Annotated in this window: 12 protein-coding genes and 1 tRNA gene; 10 read left to right on the forward strand and 3 right to left on the reverse strand. The window is 59.8% G+C overall.

The window, feature by feature from the left end:
• Positions 1 to 8 precede the first annotated feature (8 nt).
• From ilvC to O3S81_RS02680, 3 genes are all read left to right on the forward strand, one after another.
• The gene (gene ilvC / locus O3S81_RS02670) at positions 9 to 1,028 is read left to right on the forward strand and encodes a ketol-acid reductoisomerase (protein WP_269340770.1); all 1,020 of its coding nucleotides are present in this window, start codon (positions 9 to 11) and stop codon (positions 1,026 to 1,028) included.
• 138 nt (positions 1,029 to 1,166) lie between these two features.
• Positions 1,167 to 1,421, forward strand: coding sequence for a type II toxin-antitoxin system Phd/YefM family antitoxin (locus tag O3S81_RS02675; RefSeq protein ID WP_269340771.1), 255 nt, complete (start codon positions 1,167 to 1,169; stop codon positions 1,419 to 1,421).
• Positions 1,418 to 1,687 (forward strand): Txe/YoeB family addiction module toxin, encoded by a 270-nt coding sequence (locus tag O3S81_RS02680; protein ID WP_174008824.1) that lies wholly within the window; start codon positions 1,418 to 1,420, stop codon positions 1,685 to 1,687. The genes O3S81_RS02675 and O3S81_RS02680 overlap by 4 nt, the downstream gene beginning before the upstream one ends.
• A gap of 4 nt (positions 1,688 to 1,691) precedes the next feature.
• Here O3S81_RS02680 and O3S81_RS02685 read toward each other — a convergent pair whose 3' ends face one another.
• Complete coding sequence (locus tag O3S81_RS02685; protein ID WP_209087637.1) at positions 1,692 to 2,141, reverse strand: RbsD/FucU family protein; 450 nt, start codon at positions 2,139 to 2,141, stop codon at positions 1,692 to 1,694.
• A gap of 274 nt (positions 2,142 to 2,415) precedes the next feature.
• Between O3S81_RS02685 and O3S81_RS02690 the strand changes: the two genes are divergently transcribed.
• The 5 genes from O3S81_RS02690 to O3S81_RS02710 all read left to right on the forward strand — a co-directional run bounded on the left by O3S81_RS02690 (position 2,416) and on the right by O3S81_RS02710 (position 8,996).
• The gene (locus tag O3S81_RS02690; protein ID WP_269340776.1) at positions 2,416 to 3,660 is read left to right on the forward strand and encodes an aminotransferase-like domain-containing protein; all 1,245 of its coding nucleotides are present in this window, start codon (positions 2,416 to 2,418) and stop codon (positions 3,658 to 3,660) included.
• A 319-nt stretch (positions 3,661 to 3,979) separates the two neighbouring features.
• Positions 3,980 to 4,963 carry an ABC transporter substrate-binding protein gene (locus tag O3S81_RS02695; protein WP_149740945.1) on the forward strand — a complete coding sequence of 328 codons (984 nt, stop codon included), beginning with the start codon at positions 3,980 to 3,982 and terminating at the stop codon, positions 4,961 to 4,963.
• Between the two features lie 9 nt (positions 4,964 to 4,972).
• The gene (locus tag O3S81_RS02700) at positions 4,973 to 6,667 is read left to right on the forward strand and encodes an ABC transporter permease (RefSeq protein ID WP_269340780.1); all 1,695 of its coding nucleotides are present in this window, start codon (positions 4,973 to 4,975) and stop codon (positions 6,665 to 6,667) included.
• On the forward strand, positions 6,655 to 7,683 hold the full coding sequence (locus O3S81_RS02705; RefSeq protein WP_269340782.1) for an ABC transporter ATP-binding protein: 1,029 nt from the start codon (positions 6,655 to 6,657) through the stop codon (positions 7,681 to 7,683). The genes O3S81_RS02700 and O3S81_RS02705 overlap by 13 nt, the downstream gene beginning before the upstream one ends.
• A 203-nt stretch (positions 7,684 to 7,886) precedes the next feature.
• A complete protein-coding gene (locus tag O3S81_RS02710; RefSeq protein WP_269340783.1) occupies positions 7,887 to 8,996 on the forward strand; it encodes an endonuclease/exonuclease/phosphatase family protein in 1,110 nt (369 codons plus the stop codon).
• Between the two features lie 33 nt (positions 8,997 to 9,029).
• On the opposite strand, the gene O3S81_RS02715 is transcribed toward O3S81_RS02710, so the two are convergent.
• Positions 9,030 to 10,769, reverse strand: coding sequence for a GGDEF domain-containing protein (locus O3S81_RS02715; RefSeq protein WP_269340784.1), 1,740 nt, complete (start codon positions 10,767 to 10,769; stop codon positions 9,030 to 9,032).
• Positions 10,770 to 10,981: 212 nt separating this feature from the next.
• Here O3S81_RS02715 and O3S81_RS02720 point away from each other — a divergent pair.
• A tRNA-Thr gene (locus O3S81_RS02720) sits at positions 10,982 to 11,057 on the forward strand.
• Between the two features lie 58 nt (positions 11,058 to 11,115).
• On the opposite strand, the gene O3S81_RS02725 is transcribed toward O3S81_RS02720, so the two are convergent.
• A complete protein-coding gene (locus O3S81_RS02725) occupies positions 11,116 to 11,469 on the reverse strand; it encodes a nuclear transport factor 2 family protein (RefSeq protein ID WP_269340786.1) in 354 nt (117 codons plus the stop codon).
• A 386-nt stretch (positions 11,470 to 11,855) separates the two neighbouring features.
• Here O3S81_RS02725 and O3S81_RS02730 point away from each other — a divergent pair, with 386 nt between their 5' ends.
• Positions 11,856 to 12,458, forward strand: coding sequence for a J domain-containing protein (locus O3S81_RS02730; RefSeq protein WP_269340788.1), 603 nt, complete (start codon positions 11,856 to 11,858; stop codon positions 12,456 to 12,458).
• Position 12,459: the final 1 nt, after the last annotated feature.

The raw sequence follows: 12,459 nt of genomic DNA on the forward strand, positions 1-12,459 counted from the left end.
ACCATAAAATGCGCGTTTATTATGATCGTGATGCCGATCTCAATCTCATCAAGTCCAAGAATGTCGTCATCGTCGGTTACGGTTCCCAGGGCCGCGCCCATGCGCTGAACCTCAAGGATTCCGGCGCCAAGAACGTCGCCATTGCACTCAAGGCCGGTTCGCCGACCGTCAAGAAGGCTGAAGCCGACGGCTTCAAGGTCATGACCGTTGCCGAAGCCGCCAAGTGGGGCGACCTCATCATGATGGCAACGCCTGACGAACTGCAGGCCGACATCTACAAGGCCGACATCGCCGGCAACATCCGTGATGGCGCAGCGATCGCCTTCGCACACGGCCTCAACGTTCACTTCGGCCTTATCGAGCCGAAGGCTTCGCTCGACGTCGTCATGATCGCACCGAAGGGCCCCGGCCATACGGTTCGCGGCGAATACCAGAAGGGCGGCGGCGTTCCCTGCCTCGTTGCCGTTCACCAGAACGCTTCCGGCAACGCGCTTGAACTCGCTCTCTCCTACGCCTGCGGCGTTGGCGGCGGCCGTTCGGGCATCATCGAAACCAACTTCAAGGAAGAGTGCGAAACCGACCTCTTCGGCGAACAGGTCGTTCTGTGCGGCGGTCTCGTCGAACTGATCCGCGCTGGTTTCGAAACGCTGGTCGAAGCCGGTTACGCTCCGGAAATGGCCTATTTCGAGTGCCTGCACGAAGTGAAGCTGATCGTCGACCTGATCTATGAAGGCGGCATCGCCAACATGAACTACTCGATCTCCAACACGGCTGAGTGGGGCGAATACGTCACCGGTCCGCGCATCATCACCGCCGACACCAAGGCTGAAATGAAGCGCGTTCTGCACGACATCCAGACCGGCAAGTTCACCTCCGAGTGGATGCAGGAATGGAAGGCCGGCGCTGCCCGCTTCAAGGGCATCCGCCGTAACAACGACGCCCACCAGATCGAAGAAGTCGGCGCCAAGCTGCGCGGCATGATGCCCTGGATCGGCAAGAACAAGCTGGTCGACAAGGCCGTCAACTAAGCTTCATCGCTTGGTGGAAGATATGAAGGCCGGGGCGAAAGCTCCGGCCTTTTTCATTGGCGATCGCACCGATATGTCTTGACTCACTATTTTTTGTACGTACATAAATCTGTACATGTTTGCGGAAAGGCAATTCTCATGGCGAATGTGCGATTTACCGAGTTCCGGCAGAACTTCGCGACCCATTTCGACCGGGTGCTGGAAACCCGCGCGCCATTGCTTGTCACGCGGCAGGGCAAAGAGGCGGTGGTCGTGCTCGCCGAAGGGGAATATGAGAGCATGCAGGAAACGCTGCATCTCTTGTCCAACCCGGCAAATGCCTCACGGCTTCGCGCCTCCATGGACGAACTTGAGCGCGGTGATACCGTCGAGCGGGATCCGACCGAAGAGTGAAGCTCGTCTGGACGCTAAGTTCATGGGACGATTATGAGTTCTGGCAAAGAACCGATGCCCGCATGGTCGAGAAAATAAACGACCTTATCCGAAATGCCAAACGCACGCCCTTTGCAGGGCTTGGAAAACCGGAGCCCCTGAAGGGCGATATGGCAGGATATTGGTCTCGGCGGATTACCGCCGAGCATCGGTTTGTCTATCGTGTATCCGGGTCTGGAAGCGAGCAGAGGCTGGAAATCATCCAGTGCCGCTTCCATTACCAGTAACCGCTCACTTCGGCGGGATGACACCCTTGGTCAGCAGGAAGCAGCCGTAGAAGCGCGTCTCTCCAGTCGTGATGACGCAATAGGCCTGCTTGGCTTTCTCGTAGAAGGCGAAGCGTTCGATGCCATACATGGGGGCTGATTTTCCCTCGGCCGCGTCGATTTCCTTCTGCACTTCGGCCTGCACCGGTTCCAGCTGATCGGGCGCACCCATCACTTCCATGCGGCCGACCGAAGGCTGCAGCGGGGTGTCGAGCGGCAGCACCGAGAGGATCGCCTTCATCGCGCGGGCCGCCGAGACATTGTCGATATGCAGCACCTTGCCGACAGCCGTGTGCCGGGCAACCGAATCGGACGGGAAATTGGTGTCGGATATCACCAGCGTATCACCGTGACCCATGGCGCGCAGCGCGTGCAGAACATCGGCATTCAGCGCCGGGTCGATATTTTTCAACATGTCTTCTAACTCCCATCATCGTCATGCCGTCCGCGGCACCGGCGCGCAATCCAGCCGGAAAAGCGCGCGGCGTCAATCTCAAACGGAAGATTGTTAAGCCTTCTCAGAGGGTGTATCTGGCTTTGTCCGGAAAAACGGCCGCGAATGCGGGGCTGTGGCGGGCACCGTGCAGGGAGGCAGAAATAATTCGAAAAACTGATAAGTCAGTATTGCTGACATATCGACATTTCTGTAAAGATGCGCGCATAAAAACGACACAAGAGGAAACGTACCCATGCTTAATTGGGAACAAATTTTCGCCACGCGCTCTTCGCGCATGAAAGCGTCTGAAATCCGCGAGCTGCTGAAGCTGCTCGAACAGCCCGATATCATCTCCTTTGCCGGCGGTATTCCGGATCCGGCTCTCTTCCCCGCAGAGGAGTTCCAGCAGGCTTATGCGGAAATTTTTTCCGGTGCGCAGGTCAACGCCGCCCTGCAATATTCGGTGAGCGAGGGTTACAAGCCGCTGCGCGAATGGCTGGCGGGCGAGATGGACAAGATCGGCATCGAATGCACCGCCGACAACGTCTTCATCGTTTCCGGTTCGCAGCAGGGTCTCGATTATCTCGGCAAGCTGTTCCTGTCGCCGAAGGATACGGCGCTGGTCACCTGGCCGACCTATCTCGGCGCGCTTTCTGCCTTCAACGCCTATGAGCCGAATTACGACCAGCTGAACCCCGGCGGCAACCGCACGCCCGAGGCTTACCGCGAAACAGCCGCCAAGCTCGGCGGCGCGGTGAAGTTTGCCTATCTCTCGGCCGATTTCTCCAATCCGACTGGCGAAACCGTCGATCTGGCTGGCCGCGAAAAGGTTCTGGCGCTGGCCGACGAGCTGGATATCGCCGTTATCGAAGACGCCGCCTATCAGTCGCTGCGTTACGATGGCGAAGCGGTGCCGCCGATCATGGCGCTCGATATTGCCCGCTCCGGCGGCATCGAGAACACCCGCACCATCTATTGCGGTAGCTTCTCCAAGACGCTGGCACCCGGCCTTCGCGTCGGTTACATCGTTGCTTCCGCACCGGTTATCCGCAAGCTGGTGCTGATGAAGCAGGCGGCCGATCTGCATTCCTCCACCATCAACCAGATCGCCATCGAACGCGTGGCCTCGCGCGGCTTCGACAGCCAAGTCGCCAAGATCAAGGCAGCCTACAGCGCACGGCGTGATGCGATGCTCTCCGCGCTTGAGAAGTACATGCCGAAGACCACCAGCTGGACCAAGCCGGAAGGCGGCATGTTCATCTGGGTCACGCTGCCTGAGGGTATGGATGGGGCCGCACTTTTGGCAAAATCCATCGCGACGGAAAAGGTAGCCTTCGTTCCCGGCCGCGCTTTCTTTGCGGATGGCTCGGGTACGAATACGCTGCGCATCAGCTTCTCCTGCGCGAATGAGGCGATGATCGAGGAAGGCATGAAGCGACTTGGCCGGTTGATCACGACGGCGCAGGCGGAAACGAGCGAGGCGATCGCGGCGATTTGAGGAGCTTTCCCGTGGCGGGGGAGGGTGTGGCTTTACCCCCTCTGTCCTGCCGGACATCTCCCCCTCAAGGGGGGAGATCGACTCGTGGTTAGGTCTCGCCCATCTCGGCGTCTGCAAATGAAGTGAAGGCAGAGCCTCTTGCCGATCTCCCCCCTTGAGGGGGAGATGCCCGGCAGGGCAGAGGGGGTAAGCTGCAAGTGCCAAGGGAGCTCTCGATCCCAACGGCCCCCAAGAGATCATCCCTCAAAAATCCTGCCTGTCACATACATGTTATGCAATCATGTTTTAGCGGTCCCACCGAACAACAGGGACTGGACCCATGAAAACGCTGCTCTCCGCTTTCACCGCCATCGTATCGCTCGGCTTCATCGCCACCGCCGCCAATGCCGCCGATCTGGTGCTTTACACCAGCCAGCCGAACGAGGACGCGCAGGCGACCGTTGATGGTTTCAAGGCCGCCAATCCGGGCCTTGAAGTCGAATGGGTGCGTGACGGAACGCCGAAGATCATGGCCAAGCTGATGGCCGAAATCAATGCCGGCAATCCGGTTGCCGACGTGCTTCTGATCGCCGATACGGTAACGCTGGAGCGCATGAAGCAGGCCGGCCAGCTTCTCGCCCACAAGTCTGCCGAAGCCAAGAATATCGATGCCTCGCTTTATGATGCGGACGGCTTCTATTACTCCACCAAGCTCATCACGACCGGCATCATGTACAACACCGCCGCCGCGATGAAGCCGACGAGCTGGAAGGATCTGGCCAAGGCCGAAGCCAAGGGCCTCGTGACCATGCCAAGCCCGCTCACCTCGGGCGCGGCGCTGATCCACGCGCAGACGCTCGCCGCCGCAAACGGCCTCGGTTGGGATTATTACAAGCAGCTGAAGGCCAACGAAGCCATTGCTGGTGGCGGCAACGGTGCGGTTCTGAAGTCCGTCGCATCCGGCGAGAAGGCCTATGGCGTCGTTGTCGACTACATGCCGATCCGTGAAAAGGCCAAGGGCGCTCCGGTCGAGTTCGTCTTCCCGGAAGAAGGCGTTTCGGCCGTCACCGAGCCGGTTGCGATCATCAAGGGCACCAAGCACGAGGAAGCCGCCAAGAAGTTCGTTGACTACGTGCTTTCGGAAAAGGGCCAGCAGGGCTTCGTCAAGCTCGGCTATATTCCTGTTCGCGCCGATGCTGGCATGCCGGAAGGTTTCCCGGCCCGCGACAAGATCAAGGTTCTGCCGCTCAGCGCTGCCGATGCGCTGAAGAACTCCGAACAGGACCTCAAGACCTTCTCCGATATCTTCGGCTCCAAGGGCTGATAGTTCGGAATGACCCGTTCCAAGGCTTATGGAAGCAGCCAGCCGCGCTGGCTGTTTCCTTTTGTGGTGAGTGTCGTTTTTGCACTCAGCGCCCTGCCGCTCGGCCGGCTCGCCTATACCGGCATCATCTCATCACTGAATGGTGATATATGGCGGCTTCTGGCCGATCCCGCTCTCTGGGATGCGGCGCTGAACACGCTCTCCACCTCGTTTTTCGGCATGCTGATTTCACTCGGCATCGGCGGCGCCTTTGCGCTTGCACTGACGCTTTGTGATATTCGCGGCAAGTCGATTTTGAGCTTCCTGTTCATGCTGCCGATGATGATTCCGCCGCAGGTGACGGCGCTGTCGTGGATCGGCATGACCGGCCCATCGAGTACGCTTTTGAAGGCTATTGGCCTTGCGCCGGCGATGGGGTCGCCGCAGCCGCTTTATTCCATTGCCGGCATCGCGTTGTTGCTCGGTGTGCAGCACGCGCCGCTCGTCTATCTGTCGCTGCGCGCCGGGCTGCTGGCCTTGCCGCAGGACGGCATCGAGGCCGCCAAGCTTTCCGGTGCTTCCCCACGCCGCGTGTTGTTCGATATCATCCTGCCGCTTTCGACGCCGGGATTGATCGCCGGGGCGGCGATCTCCTTCGTCTCCAGTGTCGGCAATTTCGGCATTCCGGCGATCCTCGGCATTCCGGCCTCGATCTTTACCCTGCCGACGCTGATCTACAGCCGTTTCGCCAGTTTCGGCACCAGCACCTTCGGCGATATCGCCATTCTCTCGACCATGATCGCCATCATTTCCGTGGCCGGGCTCGCGCTGCAGGAACGGGCGATGAAGGGCAGGGATTATCGCATCATCGGACTTTCCGGCAAGGCGGCGACTTTCGGGCTGGCGCGGTGGCGGGTGCCGGCGGAGCTTGCCCTGTGGCTCGTGCTGTTCTTCATGCTGGTGGCACCATTGACGGCACTGGTGGCAAGTTCGCTCGCTCCCGCCTATGGTGTGCCGCTCAGCCTCAAGACCGCGACGCTGCATGCCTATGAGGAACTGCTTTACCGGCAGAGCGTGACCCGCACGGCCTTCCGCAATTCGCTGTTTCTGGCGACGGCGACCTCGCTTTGCCTGCTGGCGGTGACGGTGCTGACGGCTTACTTTCTGGTGCGCGGCAAGAGCCGCTTCATGTTCCTGCTTTCGGCGCTGGTGGATATTCCCTATGCGTTGCCGGGCGTGGTGATTTCCGTCTCCTTCGTGCTGCTCTTTGCGGCCCCCATTCCGCTGCTGGGCGTGACGCTCTACGGCACGATCTGGATCATATTGCTCGCCTATTTCTCCTCCTTCTTCGCCGTCAGCCTGAAACCCATGGTCAGCGCTTTCCTGCAATTCGATCCGTCGCTGGAAGAGGCAGCAAGGCTCTCCGGCGCCGGTTTCTGGCGGCGGCTGAAGGATATCATCCTGCCGCTGGTCGGGCCTGCTGCCGGGGCGTCGGTCATTCTCGTTTTCCTGATCGCCTGCAACGAGCTGACGGTCTCGGCGCTCCTCTGGTCCGCCGGCACGCAGACGCTTGGCGTCCTCATCTACAATCTCGATGACAGCGGCAGTTTCGATCTCGCCTCCGCACTTTCGGTGCTCGTCGTCATCATGGTCATTATCCTCATGCTGCTGCTCGAAATTCTGGGGCGCTATCTGCCGAAAGGAGTCGTCCCTTGGCGAAACTGATCCTCAACCGCCTGTCGAAAAGTTTCGGGGCGGGTTCCCGGCCCGCCGTCGACGATGTGTCGCTGACGGTGCGTGACGGTGGTTTCCTGGCGCTGCTCGGGCCTTCCGGCTGCGGCAAGACGACAGTGCTGCGCATGATCGCCGGTTTCGAACAGCCGACCGATGGCTCCATCCTGCTTGGCGAGCGGGTGCTGGCCGATGCCGGCAGCATGGTGCCGCCGGAGCGGCGCAACATGGCGATGGTGTTCCAGTCTTATGCGCTCTGGCCGCATATGTCGGTTGCTGACAATGCCGGTTATCCTCTCAAGGTGCGCGGCGTTACCGGCGAAAGATACCGCGAAAAGGTGCGTCAGGCGCTTGCAGCCGTCCGTCTCGAGAGCTTCGCCGACCGCCGTCCTGCCGAATTGTCCGGTGGCCAGCGGCAGCGCGTGGCGCTCGCCCGCTGCCTCGTCACCGAGCCTGACGTGGTGTTGCTCGATGAGCCGCTCGCCAATCTCGATCGGCATCTGCGGCAGGAGATGGAGGAGACGTTTCGCGATTTCCACGCCCGTTCCGGCGCGACGATGATCTATGTCACCCATGATCAGGCGGAAGCCATGGCGCTGGCGACCGATGTCGCCGTCATGTCGCAGGGCAAGCTGCTGCAGGTCGCTGCGCCGGCGGAGCTTTATGCGCGGCCGGAGGGCAGGCTGGTCGGTTCACTGGTGGGGCAGGGGGCGATCCTCACCCTGCCGGTCTCGGAAGGGGCATCGCGCGATCTCGACTGGGCGGGGCTTCGGGCGGCGATGGAGGGCGGCAGGCAATTGCCGCAGGCGGATATTCTCGTGCGGCCGCAGGATGTGGTGCGGGATGCGGACGGAATTGCCTGTACCGTTACCTCGGTTCTTTATGAGGGCGAGCGTTATGCCCTGCGGCTCGATCTGCCAGACGGGCAGGCGCTCCGGGCCTATTCGCGTGAAGCGGTTGCAGTCGGGGACCGGCTGCCGGTCGCCATTCGTGCGGGGTGGCGACTTTAGATAAGGGCGTCAGTGCGGCAGGTCCGATTTTTCCTGTCCTGAAGCTTTTCTCCCGTCATTCCGGCCTTGAGCCGGAACGACGGAAAAAGATGTGGCTGTGGGTAAGAGGCTTGCGTCACCTTACCTTCGTTCGTCTTATGAGAACTCCACTGGCGATGCTGAGTTGGAATCGCTAATCTCGGCCTGCAAAACAGGAATGACCCATGTCGCTTCGGCTCGCCACCTTCAATATCGAAAATCTTCTCACGCGTTTCGATTTCACCGGCTTTCGCAACCAGACGCGGCGCGACAGGGCGATCCAGCTTTTCGACATTCGCGACGAGGCGACCTATCAGGCGCTGGAAAGCGCGCGGATGGTGTCTTCCACCGACGATACACGCCAGCTTTCGGCGCTCGCCATTGCGGATGCGGATGCCGATATTCTCTGCCTGCAGGAAGTCGACAACATGGCCGCCTTGCAGGCCTTCGAATATGGCTATCTCTATCGCATGGTCGGCAATGGCTATCTGCAGAAATATCTGGTCGAGGGCAATGACAGCCGCGGCATCGATGTTGCCGTCGTCATGCGCGAGGAGACGCGGGATGGCGACCGGATCGAGGTCGTGGACATCAAAAGCCATGCGGCGCTGACCTATCGCAATCTCGATCTCTTCAATGCCGATCTTGCCGCTACCAACCAGATCGATGACAAGATTTTCAAACGGGACTGCCTGGAAATTGACCTCAGGATCGGCGGCAAACCGCTGACGCTCTATGTCACGCATTTCAAATCCATGACCAATGCCCGCGACGCGGTCGATGCCCGGATCGCCACCATGCCGATCCGCGAGGCGGAGGCCATGGCCGTTCGCCGCATCATCGAAAACCGCTGGGGCGTGGGCAATACCCGCAACAAGAATTTCGCGATCTGCGGTGATATGAACGACTATCAGGAGCGTGTTGCCATTTCCGGCGACCGGCGCAATGGCTACAGCTTCGCGCCAGTCGAGGAGGAGCGCAGCGCGCTCGATATCTTCACGGCCGATGGTTTCGTGGTCAATCCGATGATGCGCCGCGACGTCATGGATCGCTGGACGCTTTATCATTCGCGCGGGCCGCAGGAACAGCATCTGTGCCAGCTCGATTATATCTGGCTGTCACCGCGTCTGGCGGAAACGAACGCCACGCATGTTCCCGAAATCATCCGCAACGGACAGCCTTTCCGCACGGTTTTCCCGCCGGGGCAGGAGGTGGAGCGTTATCCCCGCACCGGCTGGGATCGCCCGAAGGCGTCCGATCATTGCCCGGTGGTGATGACGCTGGATCTGGTGTGATCCGCTCCTTTTTCCGGCTGGAACAGGTTCCGCCTAGCCGTTTGCCACCTTCGGGAAATAGGTGGCCCAGACACGGTTGCGGCCGGCGCGTTTGGCCTCGTAGAGCCGGTCGTCGGCAATTGCGATCAACTCGTCCCAGCTGTTGACCGCGCGCGCTTCCTGCCAGACCACCCCGAAACTCGCCGTCAGCGACAGTCCGCTCTGTTCATCGATCGTCTGGGCTTCGATCATGCGGCGAAGACGGTCGGCCGTGGCAGTCGCCGTGGCGTGGCTGACATCCTGCAGCACGACGACGAATTCCTCACCGCCGTAGCGGGCGAGAATATCGTTCTTGCGCAAGGCGTTTCGCAAAAGCCCTGCCGTCTTTTGCAGCGCTATATCGCCCATGGCATGGCCATAACGGTCGTTGATCGATTTGAAGTGGTCGAGATCGACAATCATCACGCCGAGCGACTGACACTGGCCCTCGCCGGTCAATATGGAATGAACGGCCTTTTCGAGGGCGCGGCGGTTGAAGACGCCCGTCAGGGCATCGGTTTCGGAAAGAGCGCGCAACTGCTCGGCCAGCGCACGCTGCTGATCCTCCATTTCGCCCTTCTGGCGAAGCTGTTCGCGCAGGAAATCGAGTTCCTGGAACATCTTCCGCACTTCCGGGGCCACCCTGTCCTCATGCTCACCTTCGGAAAGATCACCGGCGGCGATCGCCGCGATCTGCGCCCGGACGGATTGCATGGGGCGGAACAGCGCCGTCTTGTAGACAGATGTGAGCCGCAACAGGACCAGGACCGCGATACCGGCCAGCAACAGCGACGCTCCGCCGTAAACCAGGGCTTCCTGTTTCTTCTTTTCGATTCTCGCGCGGGTTTCTGCCAGAATGAGGTCGCGCAACGTATCGGACGACCGCATGCCGGAAATATAGTTCCGGGAGAACTCCAGAACGCTAGGCTGGGCGGATGGCATGGCCATCACGATCGTATTCTGCGCGTAACGTAGCGCCTGACCGAAATAATGGGTCTCCAGGTCGAGCAATGCCGCATCCAGTCGCGGCGTTGACAGATAGGCCGCGGTATAGTTGGTCAGCGATGCCTTCAGCGACAGCAGGCTCTGCAACTCGGTATCGAATTTGGTGCGATAACCCAGCTTTTCCTGCCGGTTGGCCCGCAGGCTCATGATCACATAGGAGCCGAGGCGGCCGATCCTGTCCCGCATCACGCCCGCCGTGCCCGTCATCGCGATGTCTATCGCCACATCGGGCGTTTTCTTGATGATGGCGCGTGCGGCCCTGCCGCGAAGCAGGTTGACGCTGTCCGCCGCCTTGAACATTGCTGAAATCGCGTTGGACATGGCGCTGTGGTTACGCGCCTGAGGGGGGAGTGCTGCAACCTGATCGACCAATTCGCGTGACTGCGCGAGCTTCTGACGGGTTTCGGCAAGGGATTTCGCCAGTTCAGGCTGCGTCCTTATATCCTCGGCGAAGGATGCTTCCAGCTCCAGCAACTTGTCGTCCGTCGCCTGGCGTGCGGAGGCAAGCCCTTCAACCAGCATTGCTTCCGGTGCGGACGCGCCCATCAGATTATTGGCGGGGCCCCGCTCGGCCGATACCAGCCATGCGGACTGGAGAGCTGTTTCAAAACGGGTGAGCTGCGCCGCATTGGTGCGATAACGCAGATAGTTGTGAACGCTGGGCAGCGCGGCAAGGGTGGCCAGCAGGATGGAGCTTGCGGCGATGATGATCGTGCCTGTCAGCTGGGTTTTCTGTATGCTCGCGCGCATCTGGTGCGTTGTTCTCACTGAAATGGTTATGTTTCATTGTCATTTTAGCGGTACTGCGTAAATACTTCGCTTATTTCGCAGGCTATTTGCTTTAATAGTGATCGTGCGGATAAGTCGGCGGGCACGGTGTGGAAAAGAAGCCGGCTGATGATAAGCAGACAGTTTTTGCTTTACACCAAGTCAGAATCTGATAGTTGGCAAGGCACTGGCTTGCCCTTGTAGCTCAGTTGGTAGAGCACCTGATTTGTAATCAGGGGGTCGCGGGTTCGAACCCTGCCGGGGGCACCAGTATTTTCAAAGGCTTGGCCTTTTCCCCTTTATATTCTTGCGGCAGTTTCGGTGATGCTTACGGCTTTATGTGATAAAGCTTGTGCACGATCGACCAATTGCCGTCGCGTTCCAGCAAAGACAGATATTCGTAGAAATCCATACCGTCGAAACGGGTCGTCAGCTTCACGGAAGCGCTGTCGCCCTCCTTGTCGATGCCCATGATTTCGAAGGCGGGATCGTGATTGGGGAGGCCGCGGTCGCTCTTGCGCATCTGGTCGACGAAATCCTCCAGCGACAGCCATTCGATTTCGCCCTCGAAGGTGCCGACGATGCTGGCGCGCGGGTCGAAAACGTCACGCATCAGGCTCTCATCCGCATAGGCCATGGCATGAACATAGTCCGTGACGGTCTGGGTAATGGTTTGAGGCATCGGATCGTCCTCCCTTCGGATCCAAAAGCCGAGCTTACACCCGTTGGGGAGGTTCCACCATAACCCGCTGAAAATGCGCGGGTTACTCTTCCCTTCAGGGTGTTTTCCGGCTGCTCGAAGCAAGCGCTGCGCAGAATGATGCGGCATGTTTTGCCGCAGCTTTCCACAATTTTGTCCCGCCCGTCATTATAGTCGCCTTCTGTCCGACAAATTTCGGCAGCAAGGGCTTTTCCGGCCGTTGCGCCGCGAGGCTTTGTGTGGGCTTTGCCGGTTTAAAAGCCGGAGCGGGGTGCCGCACGGGGCGGAATTGGCTTATGATCCGCCCGCAGGCCTCTTGAGCGTGGCATCAGGCATGCGGGTAACAGTTTGCGTTTGAAGGTGTTTTTGTGATTGATCCCTATGTTTTGCTTGGCGTGGAGCGCGATGCCGACGAGGCGGCGATCAAGACGGCTTACCGCAAGGTGGCCAAGGCCGCGCATCCCGACAGCGGCGGCGATGCCGAGCAATTCGCGCGCCTGCAAACGGCTTACGAGCTTCTGAAGGATCCGGTGCGCCGCAAGGTGTTCGACGATACCGGTTACGATCCGCAGCTTGCCGATGCCAAGGACCTCAAGGGTCTGCTGATGCTTGAAACGCTGGTCAATGAATTCATTCTGGACGAGCGCGAACCCGGCAGTTTCGACCCCGTGGCGGCCATGCGCCGCAAGCTGACCGACGATATTCTGAAAAGCCGTTTCCATATTCTCGAGCTGGAACGGCACCGTACCCGGGTGCGTAAACACATGGATCGGCTGGGCCGCAAGCCGGAGACCGATGTGCTGAGTTCCATGCTGCGCGCCCGCAGCCAGTCCATCGCCGAAGCCATCCGCAACGCCGAAACCCAGATCGAGGCGATCGAGCAGGCCTATACGATGCTGGAAGGTTATTCCTACGAGCTGGAGAGCGTGACACTCGCCGAACCACTGCTGAAGGGCGAAGCGGCGGAATAGG

The sequence above is a fragment of the Agrobacterium sp. SOY23 genome (assembly GCF_027212525.1).
GTDB lineage: Bacteria > Pseudomonadota > Alphaproteobacteria > Rhizobiales > Rhizobiaceae > Agrobacterium > Agrobacterium tumefaciens_I.